Genomic DNA, 20,220 nt, shown 5'->3' with positions numbered 1-20,220 from the left:
CCTACTTCAGAGAAAATGAGTCTATCGTGACTGGTTCCGCAGGTGCGCCGTCCGTGTCACTTTCGCCCGTCTTAAGACCTGCCGCCGCAATCTTGGTGACGGTGTCCAGGCCGGAGGTCACCTTGCCCACGATGGTGTAGCCGCCGGCGGAGTCGGCCGGAATGGCCGTGTCCTTATAGACGATGAAGAACTGCGTGCCGTTGCCGTAGGCGTTGTTGCCCGTGCGGGCCACCGCTATGGTGCCGGCGGGATACTTGTTGTCTGCGGGCGTGTTCTCCAGCGGCCCCCAGGTGTAGTTGGGGTCGCCCTGGCCATCGCCGGTCTTGGAGCCGCACTGCAGGACACCGAAGTTGTCGCCAGTAGTGAGGCGGTGGCAGCTGACGCCCTTGTAGTAGCCCTGGTCGGCCAGGGACTTGAACACCGCGGCTGCCTGTGGGGCTTTGGTGCCGTCCAGTTGCACGCCGAGGGTGCCGCTGTTCAGCTTCAGTTCGCCGGTGAACGTCTTGCCGGCCGCCGTCGCGGGCTTGGGGATGTTCGCAGCATTGGTCTGGGACGCCGACGCAGCGGGGGAAGCGGATGCGGAAGCGGGGGGCGTCGCCAGGTCCGCCTCGGCGGCGGCTACTTCCGCTTCGGTTGGGTTCCCGGCAAACACCGTCAGTTGAAGCACGACGGCGAGTATCACCGCTGCGGCTCCCGCACCTCCCGCTACCAGGTTGTCCCGCTTGCGGCGCTTCTCCTGGTCACGGCGAAGCTCGCGTTTGGCCTCCATCTGCTGGATGCGCCTCTTGGCTTCGCGTGTTTCGCGTGGACTGGCCGCCACGGGTCCTCCTCATTGATCGTCACCGCCGGACCGGGCTAGCCCCTGAAGGCATCCCCGGCTGCAGATTGGGCTGCGGCAGCCCGCCAGCGCCCGGCCTCCGCATTAGAGATGCAGGCGCCGAAAGCATAAACTGACTGCCGCACATAAGTTTATGCAGAACAGGCTGGACTCCCGCCGCTGCCGCCGCCGTTAGGTTCACATGTCGACGCGGAACAAGGCGCAGCGGCTCCGGCCTTCGTTTACCTGAGGAGAAACTCCACCATGGCACGCACCGCCTCCCTGTCCGGATTCCCCGAGTGGCTTCCCGAGGAGCGGCTGGTGGAGCAGCATGTCCTGGACTCGCTGCGCCGCACCTTTGAACTGCACGGCTTTTCTTCCATTGAGACGCGCGCCGTCGAAACTGTGGGCCAGCTGCTCCGCAAGGGCGAGATCGACAAAGAGGTCTATGGGCTGAGCCGGCTCCAGGACGACGAGGGGGAGGAAGCGGGGAAGGGCAAGCACGATCCGCACGCCCTGGCACTGCACTTTGACCTCACCGTGCCCTTCGCCCGGTACGTCGTGGAAAACGCCGGCTACCTGGCCTTCCCGTTCCGCCGCTACCAGATCCAGAAGGTCTGGCGCGGGGAACGCCCGCAGGAAGGGCGCGCCCGCGAATTCACCCAAGCTGACATTGACGTGGTGGGCGACGGCGAGCTGCCCTTCCGCTACGACGTCGAGATCGCGCTGGTCATCGCGGAGGCGCTGGGCGCCCTCCCGATTCCGGAGTTCCGGCTGCGCATCAACAACAGGAAGCTCGCGGAGGGCTTCTACCGCGGCATCGGCCTGACCGACACCGCCGGAGTGCTGCGCAGCATCGACAAGCTGGAGAAGATCGGCCCGGACAAGGTGGCCGGGCTGCTCAAGTCCGAGCTCGGTGCCACCGACGAACAGGCACAGGCGGCGCTGAATCTTGCCGGCATCAAGACCGAGGACACGTCCTTCGTGGCGCAGGTCCGTTCGCTCGGGGTCAGCAACGACCTCCTCGAGGAAGGCCTGAACGAACTCGAACAGGTGATCGAGGCTGCCGTGAAGCGGGTTCCGGGCAAGGTGGTCGCGGACCTGAGCATCGCCCGCGGACTGGACTACTACACCGGAACCGTTGTGGAGACCGTCCTGGTGGGCCACGAGCAGCTCGGATCGATCTGCTCCGGCGGCCGCTACGACGCCCTGGCGAGCAAGGGAAACCGGAAGTTCCCCGGCGTCGGGCTGTCCATCGGCGTGACCCGGCTCGTCTCGCGCATCCTGAGCCAGGACTTGGCCAAGGCCTCCCGTTCCGTGCCCACGGCAGTGTTCGTGGCGCTCACCTCGGACGAGAGCTGGGGCGAAGCGCAGGACGTGGCCACGGAGCTGCGCAGCCGCGGCATCGCCGCCGAGGTCGCCGCCAAGGCCGAGAAGTTCGGCAGGCAGATCAAGTTCGCGGACCGGCGCGGCATCCCCTTCGTCTGGTTCACGGACGAGGACGGCAAGCACCAGGTGAAGGACATCCGGTCCGGCGAGCAGGTCGACGCTGATCCCGCGACGTGGACGCCGTCGGACGAGGACATCCGCGTCCAGGTCGCGGCCGCACCGGCAAGCTGATCACCGCCGCGCCGGCTTCTTGAGCTAGCGTTTCCCCAATCAGCGCAACCGTCGCTTCCGGAATCCTCGCTTCCGGAACGCAAGCACGACGGCGCGCCCGGCCAGTCCGGCGGCCATGACGGCCGCCATGCCGAGCACCGAGGCCGCCGGCAGGGTGAAGGCCAGGACAAGGCAGCCGGCCAGCCCTGCGGCGTTGAGCCACTTGGGCGCGTGCCGGGGCCGGTCCCGGAGCGTGAATGCGGCGGCATTCGTCACGGCGTAGTACAGCAGGACGCCGAAGCTGGAAAAGCCGACCACCGTCAGCACGTCGGTGGTCAACAACAGGACGACGACGACGGCGGCCACCGCCAGTTCGGCGGTTGCCGGCACCGGATGGCGTCCGCCGACCCTGGCCAGGGGACCGGGGAGGTCGCTTTCGCGGGCCATCGCCATGGCCGTGCGTCCCACGCCGGTGATGAGGGCCAGCAGGGCGCCGAGCGAGGCTGCGGCGGCACCTGCCTGGACCACGGGTGCCCCGGCGGCCAGGCGGGACTGTTCCACGGCGTCGAGCAGCGGCGCCGTCGAGGCGGCAAGTATCTGCACCGGAAGATGTGCCAGGAGCAGGACACCCAACAGCAGGTAGATGACCAGGGCGGCCGCCAGGGCGCCGAGGATGGCACGCGGAATGGCGCGCTCCGGGTCCTTGACCTCCTCGCCGAGCGTGGCGATACGCGCGTACCCGGCAAAGGCGAAGAACACCAGGCCTGCGGCGGGCAGGATGCCCCAGCCGTTGCCGGCCTGCCCGGAGACCGCGGCGCCAGCCTGTGCAGAAGTAGCGCTCCCGCCGTCGGCAACATGCGGTCCCACGATGCTCGCCGCGGCCACGAATGCCAGCGTGGCCAGGACGATGGCGAGCAGGATGCGGGTCAGGAAGGCGGTCCGGGTGATGCCCAGCAGGTTCACGCCGGTCAGTGCGGCCACCGCTGCGATGGCCACGGGGATCGCGTAACCCGGTGCAACGTACTGGCCGAAGGTCAGGGCCATGGCCGCGCAGGAGGCCGACTTGCCCGTCACGAAGCCCCAGCCGGCGAGGAAGCCGGGCCACTCGCCAAGCTGTTTGCGGCCGTAGATGTAGGTGCCGCCGCTTTGCGGATACTTTGCGGCGAGCTGGGCCGAGGCGACGGCGTTGCAGTAGGCCACGGCGCCGGCCAGGGCTATGGCCGCGAGGAGCAGCTCTCCGGCCAGCCGGGCCGCCGGCGCGAAGACGACAAAAACGCCGGCGCCGAGCATGGATCCGAGCCCGATGGCTGTTGCGTCGGCCACACCCAGCCTTCGTTGCAGCTGCTGGTGCTTGGTCATGGCGGGGCAGGAACCTTTCAAACGGGTAAACTCGGACGGGATCGTTTCCGCAACGATCGCCTTTAAACTTCATTCTGTCTTCCTTCTGAAAGGAATGCTGTGCTGCGCACACATGACCTCGGATCCCTTCGTTCCGAGCACATTGGACAAACCGTAACCCTGGCAGGCTGGGTTGGCCGCCGTCGTGATCACGGTGGTGTCGCATTCGTCGATCTGCGTGACGCCTCCGGCGTGGCGCAGGTGGTGGTCCGTGAGGAAGAGGTCTTCCACGGGCTGCGCAACGAATACGTGCTCCAGGTGACCGGTACGGTCTCCAAACGCCCGGAAGGCAACGAGAACGCTGCCCTGGCTACGGGCGAGGTGGAGGTCATGGCGGACAAGGTGGTCATCCTCAACACCGCCGACGCGCTGCCCTTCCAGATCGATGAGCATGTGGAAGTGGGGGAGGAAGCCCGGCTCAAGCACCGCTACCTGGACCTGCGCCGCCCCGGCCCCAGCCGCAACATCCGACTCCGGTCCGAGGCCAACCGCGTGGCCCGCGACCTGCTGCACGACGAAGGCTTCGTCGAAATCGAGACGCCGACCCTGACGCGTTCGACGCCGGAAGGCGCCCGTGACTTCCTGGTCCCGGCCCGCCTGGCGCCGGGTTCCTGGTACGCGCTGCCGCAGTCGCCGCAGCTGTTCAAGCAGCTCCTGCAGGTGGGCGGCTTCGAGAAGTACTACCAGATCGCCCGCTGCTACCGCGATGAGGACTTCCGCGCCGACCGCCAGCCCGAGTTCACCCAGCTCGACATCGAGGCCAGCTTCGTCGAGCAGGACGACATCATCCGGCTCGGCGAGAACATCGTTAAGGCCGTCTGGAACCTGATCGACGTCGAGATCCCGACGCCGATCCAGCGCATCACCTACGCCGATGCCATGGCCCGGTTCGGGTCGGACAAGCCCGACCTGCGGTTCGGCCAGGAGCTGACCGAGCTGACCGAGTTCTTCAAGGACACCAACTTCGGCGTCTTCAAGGCTCCCTACGTCGGCGCCGTCGTTATGCCCGGCGGTGCCTCACAGGCCCGCCGTGCACTCGATGCCTGGCAGGAGTGGGCCAAGCAGCGCGGCGCCAAGGGCCTGGCCTACGTCCTCTACAAGGAGGACGGCGAGCTCGCGGGTCCCGTCGCCAAGAACCTCACGGAGACCGAACGCGCCGGCCTGGCCGACGCCGTTGGCGCCAAGCCCGGCGACTGCATCTTCTTCGCCGCCGGCGAGAAGACCCCGTCCCGTGCGCTGCTGGGCGCTGCCCGCGTTGAGATCGGGCACCGCACCGGCCTGATCGACCCCAGCGCGTGGGCTTTCTGCTGGGTGGTCGACGCCCCCATGTTCGAACCCGCCGCTGCCGCGGTGGCGTCGGGTGATGTGGCCGTCGGTACAGGCAAGTGGACCGCAGTGCACCACGCCTTCACCTCGCCGAAGCCGGAGTTCCTGGACAGCTTTGACCAGGACCCGGAGTCCGCGCTGTCCTACGCCTACGACATCGTGTGCAACGGCAACGAGATCGGTGGCGGATCCATCCGTATCCACGAACGCGAAGTCCAGGAGCGCGTCTTTGAGCTTATGGGCCTGGACAAGGCCGATGCCCAGACGAAGTTCGGCTTCCTGCTGGAGGGCTTCAAGTACGGCGCCCCGCCGCACGGCGGCATCGCCTTCGGCTGGGACCGCGTGGTGGCGCTGCTGGCAGGCGTGGACTCGATCCGCGACGTCATCGCCTTCCCGAAGTCCGGCGGCGGCCACGACCCGCTGACCGACGCCCCGGCGCCCATCACCGGGCAGCAGCGCAAGGAGGCCGGCGTCGACTTCAAGCCCGAGGCCAAGAAGCCCGAAGAGAAGAAGGCGGACTAGCCTCAACAGGCTGGTTGGCTGAACGCAGCAAGAGCTCCCCGGAAACGGGGAGCTCTTGCTCTTTAGTGCACAGCTGCTCTTTACTGCGCGGTTGCGGCGGATGGAGGATACCCGGGTGGAAGTGTTGTCCGGTCTGGAAGCGCTGATGGATGCCGCCTGGCCCGCGCCCGAACGTCACGACACCGGCCAGTGGGTTCTCCGAGCCGCCGGTGGTGTAACGCAGCGGGCGAACTCAGTCTGGCCGCGGGTGGCTGCCGCAGACGACGCCGCCGCTGTCCGGGACGCCGTTTCCTGGTACCGGCAGCGGCGGTTACCGGCGATCTACCAGATCTTCGACCACGACGGCGCCGCCCCGCTGAATGCCGTGCTGGACAGCCTGGGCTACACCAGGCAGTCGGAAACACTGGTCATGTCCCGGCCTGCGGAGCCGCAGGGCAGTCTTCCGGTAAGTCTCGGCGTCGAAATCTCGGAGCGTCCCTCAGCGGAATGGCTGGACCTGTGGTGGTCCGTGGACGGCCGCGGCGGCGCCGCGGAGCTGGAGATTGCCCGTGGGATTCTCACCGGCTGCCCGGCGCTGTACGCACTGGTGAGGGACGACGACGGCGGGCCGGCCGCCGTCGGACGCCTTGCCGTTGTTCACGGCTGGACTGCTGATCCCAACGGGGCTGCTGGTCCCGGCGCGGCAGGCAGCTGGGGTGGCCTGTACTGCATGGCCACCAAGCCGGACTCCCGCCGCCGCGGCCACGCCACCCGGATCCAGCAGGCCCTGGTCCATGCGGGTTCGGAGCGTGGGCTGGCGGGCTACTGGCTGCTGGTGATGGCGTCGAACACCGCTGCCCGGGAGCTCTACAGCCGGGCAGGTTTCCGTGAAGTGTCCCGCTATTACTACCGGCAGGAGCGGCCGCGGCGATCGCTGATCGGCTGCTGAGCTGTGCCTCCACCCGCCGATACGACGGTTCCCCGTGCACACGACGTTGCGCAACGTCGTGTGGGCAGGGAACCGTCGAAACGGAGCGGAAGCTGCGGGGTGCTACGGGCCTTCGGGCAGGTAGTGCAGGCCCATCCACGGGGCCGTGACCAGCTCTCCGGCCTCGACCGCTTGTGTGGGTGCCGCAAGCGCCGGCTCGGAAGCGGACGCGTCGGCGCCTTCGTTGTCGTGGGCGTTCATGGCGCGCAGGTTAGCGCACATCGACGGACGGCTGCCGCGGCGGTATTTGCCTTGCTGCCTCGGCCTGCCGCCGGCGAGCGGTGCCTTCCAGGTATGGTCCTCCGAGCTCCGCAATGGGTGTGGCGGCAGTCTCTCTTGACCAGAACGCGGATCCGGCGGCAATGAGCATGCAGACGGTGCCGAACACGGCCACGGGCACCCAGCCCCAGGCTCCGGGGGCCAGCAGCAGCCCGGCGATCATCGGGCCAAAGCCGGCGAGGACCAGGCCGAACTGGTTGCCCAGCGCCATGCCGGAGTAGCGGACGGGCGCTGCGAACTGTTCGGCGAAGAACGCCGGCCAGACTCCGTTGAAGCCCGAGTACAGCACCGTCATGTTCAGGAATGCGGCAAGGAAGACCAGCACGATGTTGCCGGAGGAGAGCGCCAGAAAGTACAGGAAGATCGTGGTGGAGCAGCCGATCGCGGCGGTCAGCAGGAGGGGGCGGCGGCCGATCCGATCGGACAGCCTGGCCGCCAGCGGCATGGCGAACATGGACAGGCCGATGGCCACGGCGTTCACCGTGAGGATCGATGCCCGGTCAAATCCGGCGCCGGAAGTGGCGTAGGCCAGTCCGAAGACCGTGAAGATGGTCTGCATCACGGACATGATGGACATTCCGGCCACGCGCAGCACATCCGCGGCCTGGAAGCGGAGCACTTCCTTGATGGGCATCGGGGCCACCTGGCGGCGTTCCTGGGCCTCCTCGAAGACCGGTGTTTCATCCAGGTGCGTGCGGACCCAGTAGGCGATGGCGAGGACCACGATGGAGAGCCAGAACGGGACGCGCCAGCCCCAGCTCATCATGGCTTCCCGGGGCAGTGACGTAACCGGGATGAAGACCAGGGTGGCCAGCACCATGCCGGAGGCGTACCCCGTCATCACGAAGCTGGTGAAGAACCCGCGCCTGCCTTCGGGCGAGTGTTCCAGCGTCAGGGTGGAGGCGCCCGCCGATTCCGCGCCGGCGGAGAAGCCCTGTGCCAGCCGGCCCGCCACCAGCAGGATGGGGGCCCAGACGCCCAACTGTTCATAGGTGGGCAGGAAGCCGATGCCGAGCGACGCCAGGCCCATGATGCCGAGCGTCAGCAGCAGGATCTTCTTGCGGCCGAGCTTGTCGCCAAAGTGGCCCATCACCAGGCCGCCAACGGGCCTCGCCACGTACGCGACACCGAAGGTGGCGAAGGCGCCGATCAGCCCGATGGCCGGGTCCGCGGAGGGGAAGAACAGGTGGGGGAACACGAGTGCGGCGGCGGTGCCGTAGATGAAGAAGTCGTAGTACTCCAGCGTGCTGCCGAGGAACGACGCAAGGGCAGCCTTGCGCGGCGTTTTCCGCGGGGCCTGCTGGGGAACCTGGCGCGGAACCTGCGGTGATGGGGTAGTGGTCACAGGAATCTCCTTAAGACTGCGTTGTCTCAGCGGGCGCCGGCGTGGTGTCCGGGAGGTGGAAGTCCACCGCGAGGATTTGCCGGCTGTTGGGGAACGAGTACGCCTTCAGCGGCTCGTGGAGGGGGTGCGTGTTGTAGACGGCGATGTCCTCGACGCTTTCAAAATCGGCCACGATGGCGTAGTCGAAGGAGCGTTCGGTGTTGAGGACGTCCGGCCCGTGGCTGAGGCTGAGCATGCCGGGGATCTTTCCGGCCATGTTGTTGAGCCCGTCAATCCAGGTCTGCCGGTCGGCCGGCGGGAAGCCGGGCTTGAACTGGAAGAGCACGGTGTGGCGGATCATCTCAGGCCTCCACCAGTTCCGCTGCCGGCTGGGCAGTGCTGTCGTCGGGGGACCGGTACTCCAGGGACTGGCCGGCAAGGGTGCGGCCGGCGAGGTAGCCCATGGTCATGATGGGTCCGAGGGTGGCGCCGGCTCCGGGGTAGCCTGCCGCGTAGGCGTTTTCCGTGGTATTGCCGGCGGCGAACAGGCCCGGGATGGGGCGGTTGTCGACGTCGAGCACGCGGGCTGACCCGTCGGTGGCCACGCCGCCATTGGTGCCGAAGGCGCCGTTCACCACCTCCAGCGCGTAGAAGGGCCCGGACTCGAGCGGACCCAGCGAGGGATTCGGCCACGGGCAGTCTGCGTCGCCCCAGTACTTGTCGTAGGCGCTTTCGCCGCGGCCGAAGTCGGGGTCCTCGCCGTTGGCCGCGAACCCGTTGAACCGGGCCACTGTGGCTTCCAGGTTTTCCGCGGGGACGTTGATCTTCGCGGCGAGTTCAGCCAGCGTGGGCGCCTCGATCAGGTAATCCGGCGTCGGCTGGCCCTCGCGGTGGGCAAGGATGCCGTAGCGCTCAAGGTATCGGTGGTCCACGATGACGTGCGCCGGGGTGTTCAGCGTGCAGTTGGCAGCGGAGTCCCAGGACTGCAGGCTGCGGGCAAGGTCGTTGTAGTTCTGCGACTCGTTGGCGAAGCGGCGGCCGTGCCGGTTCACCATGATCGAACCCGGACCCTGGCGTTCGAACCGCAGCAGGGTGCCGATCGCCTGCCCGTCGCGGGTGTCGCCGGTGACGGACATCGGCGCCCACCAGGCTTCGCGGGTGCCGCGGGTCTGGCCGCCGATGCGCTGCGACATCCGCAGCCCGTCGCCGGTGTTCGAAGGCGGCGAGCACATGGTGTAGAGCCGGGAAGCGAGCATCGAGTCGGCCAGGGCCTTGTCCCATTCGAAGCCGCCCGTCGCGAGCACCACGCCGTCGCGGGCATGGAAGGCCTCGCCGGTTTCCAGTTCGACGCCGGTCACCCGGCCGCCGTGGGTGAGCAGGCGGTGCCCGCGTGCCCCGGTGATGAGTGTGGCATTGTCGCCGACCAGGCTGGCGAGCAGCATGGACACGAGGGCCTGTCCCTTGGCCACGAGACCGTCGTCCTGGCGGCCGGCCAGGTCGTCCCACGGGAACTTGGTGAAGGCGCCCCACTCCTCGTATTCCTGCATGGTGAACGGGGCGCGGCCGTCACTGCGCACGTGTTCCTTGAGGTCGCCCAGGGCTTCCTTGCTGTTGAACAGCTCGGGCTCCACCGTCCGGCCGCCCGTCACTGCACCGGGGAGATCCTGCCGGTAATCGGGGAAGTTGTCGAGGAAGATGAAGCGGACGCCGCACTCCGCCTCGACGAACCGGAGCATCTGGTCGCCGTAGTTCAGGGCAGCGTCCAGCAGTTCCTCGCGGCCCCTGCCGCGGGCGACGGCCCGCACATACTCCCCGGCCGCTGCCTTGGAATCGGTGATCCCGGCGTTCCGTGCGTGGTGGTTGTCCGCCACCCACAGCATGCCCCCGGACACGGCGGAGGTCCCGCCCAGGAGGTCACTCTTTTCGAGGACGACGACGGACTTGCCGGCCCGGGCGGCGGTGGCCGCTGCGGTGAGGGCTCCCGCACCGGAACCGACGACGACGACGTCGTACGTGTCCGCGGAGGTGCCGTTGACGAATTTCATGGGGTGTTGCCTTTCAAAAGGAAGATGATGGGTGCTGCTGCAGGTGGGGCGCTGCTGAGTTGGGGGCGTCAGACGGCCGTGTAGCCGCCGTCGATGACGAGCTCTGAACCTGTGGTGAAGCGCGACTCGTCCGAGGCCAGGTAGAGCACGCCGTACGCGATCTCATCCGGTTCGCCCTGGCGGGGCAACGGGTTGGAGCCCACCAGCTGCTTGTAGTAGGCCTCGGGACCGATGTCCGACTGCTCCGCAGAGCGTCGGCTCATCCTGGTGTTCATGGATCCCGGATGGATGGAGTTGACCCGGATGCCGTAGCCGCCATAGGCCGCGGCGTCCGACTTGCTCAGAAGCCGCACTGCCCCCTTGGTGGCGTGGTACAGCGGAACGTTCCGGCCACCGGTGAGGCCGTGGATGGAGGAGAAGTTGACGATGCTGCCGGTGCCTTTTTCGATCATGCCGGGGACCACGTGCTTGGTCATCAGCCAGACGCCCTTGACGTTGACGTTGAAAATCGTGTCGAAGTCGGCCGTCGAGGCGGTGTGGGAGGCTCCTGCCGGGCCGATGATGCCGGCGGCGTTGACCAGGATGTCCGGGGTGCCCAGTTCGTCGCGGACCCGGCGGATGGCCTCGGCGACGCTGGCCTCGCTGGTGACGTCGACGTCGTACTCACTGATGTTGTCGTGTGCAGCGGCGGCGGCGGCGGGGATGCCGGCAACGTCCAGGCTGGCTACCTTCGCGCCGTGTTCGGCAAGGAGGGCGGCGGTTGCGCTGCCCAGGTCTCCGCGGCCTCCGGTGACAATGGCGGTCTTTCCGGCCACGCGGTTTTGGATGGGATTCATGTGGTGCTCCTCGTGATCCTGCAGCCTCGTCGCTGCTTCCCAGCCAGCGTGGCAGGGGACCTGTGAGCAGAACCACACGATTGCCGATGAATGGCAAAACCTGCTTTCAGTGGCTTTGCCTGAGCGTCCCCTTCAGTTCGCCCCGCCAGCCCAGGGCACGGGAGATTCCGCGCGCCGCGGCCATCAGGACGGGCACCCGGGCAGGGGCGTTCTCCTCGTTGCGCGGCACCACCACGCTGAGCGCTGCGCGGACTGTATTGTCGGGGCCGAATACCGGCACGGCGATGCCGCTGGACTCCGGCACGATCACCCCGGGCATGGCAGCGAAGCCGCGCTGCCGGATCTCGGCCAGGTGGCGCCGGAGCGCGGCTGGCTCGGTCAGGGTGGTCTCGGTGAACTTCATCAGGGGCCGGGCCAGGAAGGCGTCCTGGTACGCGGCGGGGGAGTGGGCCAGCAGCACCAGGCCCGAGGATGTGGCGTGGACCGGCAGCCTGCCGGCGATCTTGGTGATATCCACGATGGTCTTGTCCGAGCCGAGCCGCTCGATGTACAGGACCTCGTCCGAATCGAGGATGCCCAGCGTGGTGGAGTGCTGCACCACGGCCTGGACGTCCTCCATGAACGGCAGTGCGGCCTCACGCAGGCCCAGCATCTTGGAGCCCCGGGAAGCCAGTTCCCACATCCGGGTGCCGATGTGGACGTCCCCGCCGGGCTCGCGTTCCAGCAGCCGCTCGAGCAGCAGGTCGCTCACCAGCCGGTAGGTGGTGGTCACCGGCAGGCCGGTGCGGCGCCCGAGCTCGGCAACGCTCATGGCGGGGTGCCGGTCATCGAAGGCGCTCACGATCTTCACGAAGCGGCCGATGATCGACTCGCCGGATGCGGAGTTGGCCACTGTTCCTCCTGTGTCGATTCCCGCTCAATGGTAATCCTCCTCCCGGGCGGCCGTGCTTCCGGTTCTACTGGGGGTTTGTCAGTCAACGCCTGCCGCCGCAAAGGTGTGGCCAGCAGGCAGAACGGAGCAGGAACCATGACGGAAACCGTAAACACGGCGGTCTGTGACGTCCTCGTCATCGGATCGGGCGTGGCCGGGATGGCCGCGGCCTTGAAGGCGGCTTCGCAGGGATTGAGCGTTATCGTCGCGGAAAAGGAACAGTACTTTGGCGGAACCACCGCCATTTCCGCGGGCTGGGCCTGGGTCCCCGGCAACAAGCAAGGCCTTGCACAGGGTGATACCCGCGAGGACGCCGAGACTTACCTGTTGAACCTGGCGCCGGAGACGTTCAACGAGACAGGAGTTCGGAACTTCCTGGACACCGTGCCTGAAGCGATCTCCTTCTTCGAAAACGAAACCGACGTGAAGTTCACCTACCCTGAGAAGGCCCCGGACTACCAGATGGACCTGCCCGGGGCGAGGCTCTCCGGCCGGGCCATCCTGCCGCAGGACGTGGACGCACGGGTGCTCGGCGACAAGCGGCTCCTGATGCAGCCGTACATGAGTTCGTACACCGTCTTCGGCTACATGCCGCAGGTGGGGCCGGACATCAACGAGTTCTTCCACGTGAACCAGTCGGTCAAATCCTTCATCTATGTCGCGAAGAAACTGCTGCGCACCTGGGCCGACGCCGCCCGCTACAAGCGTCCGGTCCTGCGCTCCAACGGCAACGCCCTGATGACCCGCATGGTCAAGAGCGCCGACGACTTGGGCGTCCGGCTGTGGAAGTCCTCACCGGCGCTGTCCCTCACCAGGGACGACGCCGGGACCGTCACCGGTGCGGTCATCGGGGGAGAGCACGCCGTCACCGTCACAGCCCGGGCCGGCGTCATCCTCGCCGCCGGCGGATTCTCCGGGAACAGGGAACTGCGGCAGCGGTATTTCCCGCACGACGCCGGCGGCGACGACCACTTCACGCCCACCGTCGGACACGGCGGTGACGCCGCCACCCTGGCGATGGGCGCCGGCGGTTACATCGACGATTCCGTGTTCAGCGTTGGCTCCTGGGCACCCGTGACCGTGTTCAGGTACCTCAGCGGCGAACAGCGGCTCTTCCCGCATCTGCGGGCCATCGGCCTGCCAGGGCTTATCGCCATCGACCGACACGGCAGGCGCTTCGGCAACGAGGCCCTGAGCTACCACGACTTCGGCGGGGCCATGATCGAGCACAACAAGGACGAGGACAGGACCTTCGGCTACGTGATCGGCGACGCGAAAACGATGCATAAATACGGCATCGGCTATGCCAAGCCCTGGCCGATGCCGCGCGGCTACTTCTACCGGACCGGTTACCTGGTCAAGGGGAACACGCTTGCTGAGCTGGCCGGCAAGCTCGGCATCGATGCCGCGGGCCTGGAAGCCACCGTCGCTGAATTCAACCCGGCCGCGGAGCGCGGCGAGGACCCGGCCTTCGGCCGCGGCTCCACCCAGTACAACCACTTCCGGGGCGACCTTGAGCACCAGCCGAACCCGAACCTCGCACCGGTGGGCAAGGGCCCGTACTACGCGGCGAAGATCCAGATGGGCGATCTTGGCACCTTCGCCGGCCTCGGCGTCAACGAACACTCCGAAGTGGTCACGGCTGAGGGATCGGTAGTTCCGGGGCTCCTGGCCGTGGGCACGGCCGCGGTGAGCGTCTTCGGCGGCGGATACCCCGGCTACGGCTCCCACATCGGCCCGGCCCTGGTGTTCGGCTACCGTGCCGGACGGGACATTGCCAGGCTTGCCGGGGAGCGGAACGTGGCGCGCACCGGGGCGCGGAACGCGACGCGGCCGGCCAACGTGGCGGGCCGCTAGGCGCCGGGCCGGAGACCGCCATGGCCAACTCTCCCTCGGGGGAATCCGTGATCAGCCGCGTGGTACGGCTCATGAGCGCCTTCGACCGGGACCTGCCGGCCATGACGCTCTCCGGCCTCGCCCGCCGCGCCGGCCTCCCGCTGACCACCGCGCACCGGCTCGTGGATGACCTGGTCCTCCACGGCCTGATTGAGCGGCTGCCTGACGGGAACCTGTGCTCCGGGATGCGGATGTGGGAGCTCGCCGCCCGGGGCTCCCGTGCACTGAACCTTCGTGAGCTGGCGCTGCCGTTCATGGAGGACGTCCAGGCAGCCGTCCACCAGCACACCACCCTCGCCGTGCTGGACCACGGCACCGTGCTGTACGTGGAGCGCCTCTCCTCGCCGCACTCCGGCCTGGATGCAGCCCACATTGCACAGCGGATGCCCATCCACGCGGCCTCGTCCGGCCTGGTACTCCTGGCGTTCTCGCCGCCCACCGTTCAGGCCCAGGTGCTCGCACAGCCCCTAACGGCCGTGACCTCCGAAACCATCACCGACCCTGCCCTCATCCGCAAGCACCTGGCCGAGATCAGGCAGCGCGGCTACGTGGCCCTGCCCGGCATTGGCGTCACCGAGTGGACGGGCATCGCCGTGCCCGTCTTCGGGCCCGGCAACACGATAACTGCGGCGCTCAACGCCATCGTGCCGCGGCAGGACGCGGCTGTTCCGCTGATCGTCCCCGCCCTGCTGACTGCTGCGCACGGGATCTCCCGCGCGCTGAAATCCGCCCAGCCTGAAGGCCGGCCCAGCTGAAAGCCGCCCAGACCGAATGGCAGGCAGACTTTCGCAACCGATGAACGGAAGACCTGTGGGGGCGGCCACGGCGCATCCCGCACTGTGGAGTGAGAGGCGGATCACATCGGATCATGCCGAAGCCAACCGGAAAGAAGGACGATGATGTCTTGCCCAATGACAGCAACACCCCCGGTCTCCACGCACGTCGCCTCCGTCGAAAGCAGGGACGCCAGCGCAGGCGAAAGTGCCGGCCTGCCCCCGTATTCGCATGAACTGGACTGGCCCGGGGGCATGGCGCCCTTCAAAGTGGTGGACGACGGGACGCAGGGGGATCCTTACCGCCACTACCAGTGGATGCGCGAAAACGCGCCCATACTCCGTGCCCATTCGCCCGTTTCGGATGTCTGGTTCATCTCCCGGTACGACGACGTCCGCCGGGCCATGCGGGCACCGAAAGTGTTCTCCTCCCAGGTTGTGGACCCGGTCCCGCTGACCTTCCTGACGCTGTTCGACGCCCCCAACCACACCCGGCTCCGCCAGGTGGTGGCGCAGGCCTTCATCCCCAAGGCCATCGCCCGCTTCGAGGACCGGGTGCGGGAGAACGCCGAAAAGTACCTGGCACCGATGCTCGCCGCCGCAGGCGGGGACGCGGTGGATGAGTACGCCATCCCGCTGAGCATGTCCACGATCAGCGCCCTGCTCGACGTTCCGGCCGAGGACTTCGAGAAGATGAAGTTCTGGTCCGACGAAACCTTTAGCTACTTCGGCCGGCTGGCCCGCAACGCCCAGGGGACAGGCACCGACGAGCAGAGCACCTTCGAGTTCTTTGCCTACTTGAAGGAGACCATGGAGCGCCTGCACCGCGAGGAGAGCGACTCCGTCGGCGGGCACATCGCCCGCATGTGGAAGGAAGGCCTGCTCAGCGAGAAGGAAGCCAAAGAGCTCTGCGCCTTTGTCTTCGTCGCCGGCCATGACACCACCACCATCCTGCTGGCCAACGCGTTCCGGGTCTTCAGCGAGCAGCCGGACCTGCTGGACCGGATCCGCCGGAATCCGGATGACGCGAACCCTCTTCGTCGAGGAGCTGGCCCGCTACCGAGGCACCGTTCAGCGGGCCAGCCGGATCACCACGGAGGAGGTGGAGGTTGCCGGGGTGACGATTCCCGCCGGCGCCATTGTCCGCCTGCTGCCCGCCGCCGCGAACCGGGACAGCAGCAAGTATCCCGACGGCGAGCGCTTCGACATCGACCGCAACACTGACGGCCACCTCGGCTTCGGGCACGGCGTCCACAGCTGCCTCGGTGCGCCCCTTGCCAGGCTTGAGGTGCTGGTGACGGTGAAGCTTCTCGCCGAGAAGCTGGGATCGCTCACATTGGATCCGGACAAGCCCATCGAGTACGTGCGCGGCAACAACCTGACGAACTCGGGCCCGGAGCACCTCCACGTGATGCTGGAGGAGACCAATGCGTAGCGGGACAGGCACCATAGCACCGGCATTGACCCAGGACCCGGTGGTCATCGTCGGTTCGGGACACTCCGGCGTCGCTGTCGCCGCAGGGCTCCGCACCCGCGGCTGGGAAGGCAGCATCCTGCTCATCGACGCGGAGAACGAACTGCCCTACGAGCGGCCGCCGCTCTCCAAGGAACTCCTGAAGGACGGCGCCCCGGATGACTCAGCCGTGCTCCGCAAGGAGAAGTTCTACGCGGACAAGGGCATCGACCGGCTCTCCGGGGTCACCGCGGAGTCCATCGACAGGGACGGCCGGACAGTGCTGCTGTCCGACGGGACGCGGCAGGCCTACCACCGGCTGGTCATCGCCACAGGTTCGCGGGCGCGGCCCCTCACCGTGCCAGGTGCCGGTCTTGCGGGAGTCAGGTCCCTACGCACCCGGGACGACGCCCTCGAACTCAAGCGGCTGCTGGTTCCGGGAGCCCGCGTGGCCATCATCGGTGCCGGGTACATCGGCCTGGAAGTGGCCGCGGCTGCGGCCGCGAAGGGCTGCGAGGTCACAGTGCTCGAATTCCAGAACCGGGTGATGAGCCGGGTAACCTCAGTCCCCGTCTCGCGCCACTTCGAACAGCTCCACGAGCGGCACGGGGTCCGGTTCGTCTTCGGCGCCGCGGTAACGTCGATCGACGGCGGACAACGGGCCGAACGCGTGACCGTCGCCGACAGCACAGTCTTTCCTGCCGACGTCGTACTCGCCGGCATCGGCGTCCTGCCCAATCAGGAGCTTGCCGAGGACGCCGGCATCGACTGCCGGGACGGCATCCTCGTGGACGGGGACGGCCGGACTTCCGATCCCGCGGTCTACGCCAGCGGGGACGTCACGCGCTTCACCAGTCCCATCGACGGCGCCAGCCAGCGGCTCGAATGCATCCAGAACGCGCTGGCACGGGCGGACCGGGTGGCCGCGCACATCACCGGCCAGGCACCCGCTGAACTGGAAATCCCTTGGTTCTGGACCGTCCAGCACGGTGTCCGGCTGCAGACCGCAGGCGTCCGCCATCCCGAGGACCAGGTAATAGTCCGCGGCGAAGCCTCCGGCGGCAAATTCTCCGTGGTCTACCTCCGCGACGGCCGGCTCGCCGCCGTCGACACCATCGCCAACCTGGCCGACTTCCGCACGGCCAAGCGGCTGATCGCCCAAGGAGCCCGCATCGACCCGGTGCTGGCCGCGGACCCCGTCATCCCCCTCGCCGGAGCCATTTCCGGCACACCCAACCACTCCGATGCTGACCTTGCAGCAGCACGATCCTAAGGAAACCGACATGAGCAACACCAGCATGAGCAACAACGCACTGACCGTCGTCGACCGCGAAGGCGCCACCCATGACCTTGAATGGGAGCCGGACCAGAGCATGATGGAGGCCCTCCGGGACAACGACCTGCCCGTGCTGGCATCGTGCGGCGGCACCGCCTCCTGTGCCACCTGCCACGTGTTCCTGGAGCAGGACGTCTTCGGCACCCTGGGGGAACGCAGCGAGGACGAACTCGAGCTGCTCGTGGAGGCCGACGGTTACCGGGAATGCGGCTCGCGGCTCTCCTGCCAGGTGGGCTTCAGCCGGGACCTCAACGGGGTCACCGTGACGCTGGCACCCGAAGAGTAGCCGCGTCCCGGCCGATACGACGGTTCCCCGCGCACACGACGTTCCGCAACGTCTAACGGGCGGGGAACCGTCGAAACGGCGAGAGGGAGCTGCACTAAGCGGGCGGGTCCGTCACTGTTACCCGCACCGCGCAGGCGTCCGCCGCGGCCTTCTTCAGGACGGCGGCCCGGGGATCGGGAACATCAAGGTAGGCCAGGCGCGGCAGGCCTGCCCAGGGCTTCAGGGCAGGCATGGCCAGGACCTCGTCAGCCAGGCCGCGGTCGCCGCCCGGGAGGATGTATTCGAAGACCTGGCCGCCAAAGATCAGCCGCGCCTGCTCCGCCACGGCCTCCACCATGGCGTCCGCCTGGTTGCCGCGGCGCCGGGCGAACCGCTGCTGCGACTGGCCGCCCGCGGCGGTGCGGGACTGCACATACTTGGAACCGGTTTTGGCAGCGAGGATGACCCCCTCGCTGGCCACGGCCACGCCATACCCTCCGCGGCGGACCAGCAGCAGGCCCACCGTGCGCGGCTGGGATGCCAGGGAAGCCAGCCGTTCCACGAGGCGGGATCCCCGCCCCGGCCGCCCGTCGTCGGGCCACGGCGCCACCAGCAGCGCGGTGGCGCCGTCCGCGGCAGCCAGCCGTACGCCGTCGTCGTGGTCCTCATAGCCGAGGTCACCGTGGCTGGCGGCGAACCGTTCAACCCAGCCGGCCAGCCGCGGGCCGGGGACGAACGCAGTCCTCGTGGACGCTGCCCGTCCTCGCACTGCATGTCCCTGTTCCGGACGGCTGCCTGGCATTCCCGATTCCCCGCTTTCGTGGCCGGATTTTTCCTGCTGATTCTGGAAGTAGCCTATCTATGTGGATGATCTCTTTGGTTCGGCGTTACAGGACAGCGACGACGGCGACAACGACGACGCCGCCGAATCGGCCCAGTCCCGGTCCGGCCAGGCCCGTTCCGCGCAGGCCCGTTCCACCCAGCCGCGCGGCCCGCTGGCCGTCCGGATGCGTCCCCGCACGGTGGACGAGGTGGTGGGCCAGCAGCATCTGCTGGGCCAGGGTTCCCCGCTGCGGCAGCTGGCAGCCGGGGCCGAAGCCGCCGGGCCGGCCGGCCCCAGCTCGCTCATCCTGTGGGGGCCGCCGGGCACCGGGAAGACCACGCTGGCCCACGTGATCGCGCGGGGTCCCGGGCGCAAATTCGTGGAACTGTCCGCCATCACCGCCGGCGTCAAGGATGTCCGCCGCGTCATGGACGACGCCCTGACCGCCCGTGACCTGTACAAGACCACCACCGTCCTGTTCCTCGACGAGATCCACCGCTTCAACAAGGCACAGCAGGATGCGTTGCTGCCCGGCGTCGAAAAGGGCTGGGTGGTGCTGGTGGCGGCCACCACGGAGAACCCGTCGTTTTCGGTGGTGTCGCCGCTGCTCTCCCGCTCCCTGCTCCTGACGCTCAAGCCGCTCACCGACGCGGACATCGAGGGCCTGCTGGTGCGGGCCGTTGAGGATCCCCGCGGGTTGAACAACGACGTCCGGCTCAGCGACGAGGCACTGGAACATCTCGTCAGGCTTTCCGGCGGGGACGCCCGCCGGGCGCTGACGGCGCTGGAAGCCGCCGCCGGCGTTGCGTTCGGTGACGCGGACGACGTCGACAGTTCAGTTGCGGCGGAAGGTGACACTGCTGCAGATGTGCCGGGCCAGCCGGTCACCGTGGAACTGCGGCACACCGAGCGTGCCCTGGACGCCGCAGCAGTCCGCTACGACCGCGCAGGGGACCAGCACTATGACGTGGCCAGCGCGTTCATCAAGTCCATCCGCGGGTCAGACGTTGACGCAGCACTGCACTACCTGGCGCGGATGCTGGAAGCGGGGGAGGACCCGCGCTTCGTGGCCCGGCGGATCGTGATCTCGGCCGCGGAGGACGTGGGCATGGCGGATCCGACCGCCCTGCAGACCGCCGTGGCCGCGGCGCAGGCCGTGCAGCTCATCGGAATGCCAGAGGGCCGCATCGTCCTCGCCGAGGCCGTGGTCCACCTAGCCACAGCGCCGAAGTCCAACGCGGCCTACATGGGCATCAACAAGGCCATCGCAGACGTGCGGGCAGGACTGGGCAACGGCATCCCGGCGCACCTGCGCGATGCGCATTATCCCGGGTCCAAGCAGCTCGGCCACGGGGTGGGCTACAAGTACGCCCATGATGCGCCGCATTCGGTGGCCGCCCAGCAGTATCCGCCGGACGACCTCGTGGGCCGCGACTACTACGAGCCCACGGCCAACGGCGCGGAGCGGGACATCGCCGTCCGGCTTGAGCGCCTCCGGAAGATTGTCCGGGGCCAGTGAGGTTCTGGTAAGATTGATCCTTGTCTGGCAAGGCTCGGACGCACAATCCCACCAATTCACGTTGATGAGGTTATGCCCTGCGCCCAGTAGCAAAAGGCAGCGGTTGGCCGA

The 20,220-nt window shown here is 67.9% G+C and carries 18 protein-coding genes and 2 pseudogenes; 10 read left to right on the top strand and 10 right to left on the bottom strand.

Annotated elements, in window-relative coordinates; genetic code table 11:
* Nucleotide 1 precedes the first annotated feature (1 nt).
* A complete protein-coding gene (locus LFT45_RS12515) occupies nucleotides 2-820 on the bottom strand; it encodes a peptidylprolyl isomerase (protein WP_236803498.1) in 819 nt (272 codons plus the stop codon).
* A 261-nt stretch (nucleotides 821-1,081) separates the two neighbouring features.
* On the opposite strand from LFT45_RS12515, the gene hisS reads away from it, so the two are divergent.
* Nucleotides 1,082-2,437, top strand: coding sequence for a histidine--tRNA ligase (gene hisS / locus LFT45_RS12510; RefSeq protein WP_236803497.1), 1,356 nt, complete (start codon nucleotides 1,082-1,084; stop codon nucleotides 2,435-2,437).
* Between the two features lie 39 nt (nucleotides 2,438-2,476).
* On the opposite strand, the gene LFT45_RS12505 is transcribed toward hisS, so the two are convergent.
* A complete protein-coding gene (locus LFT45_RS12505; protein ID WP_236803496.1) occupies nucleotides 2,477-3,775 on the bottom strand; it encodes an APC family permease in 1,299 nt (432 codons plus the stop codon).
* A gap of 99 nt (nucleotides 3,776-3,874) precedes the next feature.
* Here LFT45_RS12505 and aspS point away from each other — a divergent pair, with 99 nt between their 5' ends.
* Together aspS and LFT45_RS12495 are read left to right on the top strand one after the other, a co-directional pair.
* Nucleotides 3,875-5,662 carry an aspartate--tRNA ligase gene (gene aspS / locus LFT45_RS12500; RefSeq protein WP_102972354.1) on the top strand — a complete coding sequence of 596 codons (1,788 nt, stop codon included), beginning with the start codon at nucleotides 3,875-3,877 and terminating at the stop codon, nucleotides 5,660-5,662.
* Between the two features lie 145 nt (nucleotides 5,663-5,807).
* Nucleotides 5,808-6,590 carry a GNAT family N-acetyltransferase gene (locus LFT45_RS12495; protein WP_442863626.1) on the top strand — a complete coding sequence of 261 codons (783 nt, stop codon included), beginning with the start codon at nucleotides 5,808-5,810 and terminating at the stop codon, nucleotides 6,588-6,590.
* A gap of 102 nt (nucleotides 6,591-6,692) precedes the next feature.
* On the opposite strand, the gene LFT45_RS12490 is transcribed toward LFT45_RS12495, so the two are convergent.
* From LFT45_RS12490 to LFT45_RS12465, 6 genes are all read right to left on the bottom strand, one after another.
* The gene (locus tag LFT45_RS12490) at nucleotides 6,693-6,830 is read right to left on the bottom strand and encodes a hypothetical protein (RefSeq protein WP_236803494.1); all 138 of its coding nucleotides are present in this window, start codon (nucleotides 6,828-6,830) and stop codon (nucleotides 6,693-6,695) included.
* A 10-nt stretch (nucleotides 6,831-6,840) separates the two neighbouring features.
* Nucleotides 6,841-8,253, bottom strand: a complete 1,413-nt coding sequence (locus tag LFT45_RS12485; protein ID WP_236803493.1) for an MFS transporter — start codon at nucleotides 8,251-8,253, stop codon at nucleotides 6,841-6,843.
* A gap of 10 nt (nucleotides 8,254-8,263) precedes the next feature.
* Nucleotides 8,264-8,593: a Dabb family protein gene (locus tag LFT45_RS12480; RefSeq protein WP_236803492.1), complete on the bottom strand. Its 330-nt coding sequence runs from the start codon at nucleotides 8,591-8,593 to the stop codon at nucleotides 8,264-8,266.
* Between the two features lies 1 nt (nucleotide 8,594).
* Nucleotides 8,595-10,277, bottom strand: coding sequence for an FAD-dependent oxidoreductase (locus LFT45_RS12475; protein WP_236803491.1), 1,683 nt, complete (start codon nucleotides 10,275-10,277; stop codon nucleotides 8,595-8,597).
* 68 nt (nucleotides 10,278-10,345) lie between these two features.
* A complete protein-coding gene (locus LFT45_RS12470) occupies nucleotides 10,346-11,113 on the bottom strand; it encodes an SDR family NAD(P)-dependent oxidoreductase (RefSeq protein ID WP_236803490.1) in 768 nt (255 codons plus the stop codon).
* A 106-nt stretch (nucleotides 11,114-11,219) separates the two neighbouring features.
* Nucleotides 11,220-12,005 carry an IclR family transcriptional regulator gene (locus LFT45_RS12465; RefSeq protein WP_236803489.1) on the bottom strand — a complete coding sequence of 262 codons (786 nt, stop codon included), beginning with the start codon at nucleotides 12,003-12,005 and terminating at the stop codon, nucleotides 11,220-11,222.
* A 135-nt stretch (nucleotides 12,006-12,140) separates the two neighbouring features.
* Between LFT45_RS12465 and LFT45_RS12460 the strand changes: the two genes are divergently transcribed.
* The 3 genes and pseudogenes from LFT45_RS12460 to LFT45_RS12455 form a co-directional block, all read left to right on the top strand.
* Nucleotides 12,141-13,901 carry an FAD-dependent oxidoreductase gene (locus LFT45_RS12460; RefSeq protein ID WP_236803488.1) on the top strand — a complete coding sequence of 587 codons (1,761 nt, stop codon included), beginning with the start codon at nucleotides 12,141-12,143 and terminating at the stop codon, nucleotides 13,899-13,901.
* Nucleotides 13,902-13,921: 20 nt separating this feature from the next.
* A pseudogene (locus LFT45_RS23525) lies at nucleotides 13,922-14,041 on the top strand (IclR family transcriptional regulator); the annotation flags it as partial.
* Between the two features lie 84 nt (nucleotides 14,042-14,125).
* Nucleotides 14,126-14,641, top strand: a pseudogene (locus LFT45_RS12455) (IclR family transcriptional regulator); the annotation flags it as partial.
* Nucleotides 14,642-15,021: 380 nt separating this feature from the next.
* Here the strand turns inward: LFT45_RS12455 and LFT45_RS23365 are convergent.
* Nucleotides 15,022-15,363: a hypothetical protein gene (locus LFT45_RS23365; protein WP_336885574.1), complete on the bottom strand. Its 342-nt coding sequence runs from the start codon at nucleotides 15,361-15,363 to the stop codon at nucleotides 15,022-15,024.
* 284 nt (nucleotides 15,364-15,647) lie between these two features.
* Between LFT45_RS23365 and LFT45_RS12450 the strand changes: the two genes are divergently transcribed.
* Genes LFT45_RS12450 through LFT45_RS12440 form a run of 3 tightly spaced genes read left to right on the top strand, consistent with a single transcriptional unit; the run spans nucleotide 15,648 to nucleotide 17,788 of the window.
* On the top strand, nucleotides 15,648-16,148 hold the full coding sequence (locus tag LFT45_RS12450) for a cytochrome P450 (RefSeq protein WP_336885615.1): 501 nt from the start codon (nucleotides 15,648-15,650) through the stop codon (nucleotides 16,146-16,148).
* Nucleotides 16,141-17,439, top strand: coding sequence for an NAD(P)/FAD-dependent oxidoreductase (locus tag LFT45_RS12445; protein ID WP_236803485.1), 1,299 nt, complete (start codon nucleotides 16,141-16,143; stop codon nucleotides 17,437-17,439). Before LFT45_RS12450 ends, LFT45_RS12445 begins: the two co-directional genes overlap by 8 nt.
* A 10-nt stretch (nucleotides 17,440-17,449) precedes the next feature.
* Nucleotides 17,450-17,788 (top strand): 2Fe-2S iron-sulfur cluster-binding protein, encoded by a 339-nt coding sequence (locus LFT45_RS12440; protein ID WP_236803484.1) that lies wholly within the window; start codon nucleotides 17,450-17,452, stop codon nucleotides 17,786-17,788.
* A gap of 94 nt (nucleotides 17,789-17,882) precedes the next feature.
* Here LFT45_RS12440 and LFT45_RS12435 read toward each other — a convergent pair whose 3' ends face one another.
* A complete protein-coding gene (locus LFT45_RS12435; RefSeq protein ID WP_236803483.1) occupies nucleotides 17,883-18,569 on the bottom strand; it encodes an acVLRF1 family peptidyl-tRNA hydrolase in 687 nt (228 codons plus the stop codon).
* Nucleotides 18,570-18,630: 61 nt separating this feature from the next.
* On the opposite strand from LFT45_RS12435, the gene LFT45_RS12430 reads away from it, so the two are divergent.
* Entirely contained in the window at nucleotides 18,631-20,109 is a 1,479-nt protein-coding gene (locus LFT45_RS12430) for a replication-associated recombination protein A (RefSeq protein ID WP_236803482.1), read from the top strand.
* The last annotated feature ends 111 nt before the right edge of the window (nucleotides 20,110-20,220 follow it).

This window comes from Arthrobacter sp. FW305-BF8 (assembly GCF_021789315.1).
Taxonomy (GTDB): Bacteria; Actinomycetota; Actinomycetes; order Actinomycetales; family Micrococcaceae; genus Arthrobacter.
Note: the sequence above shows the minus strand (reverse complement) of the source record. Positions and strands in the feature narration are given on the sequence as shown.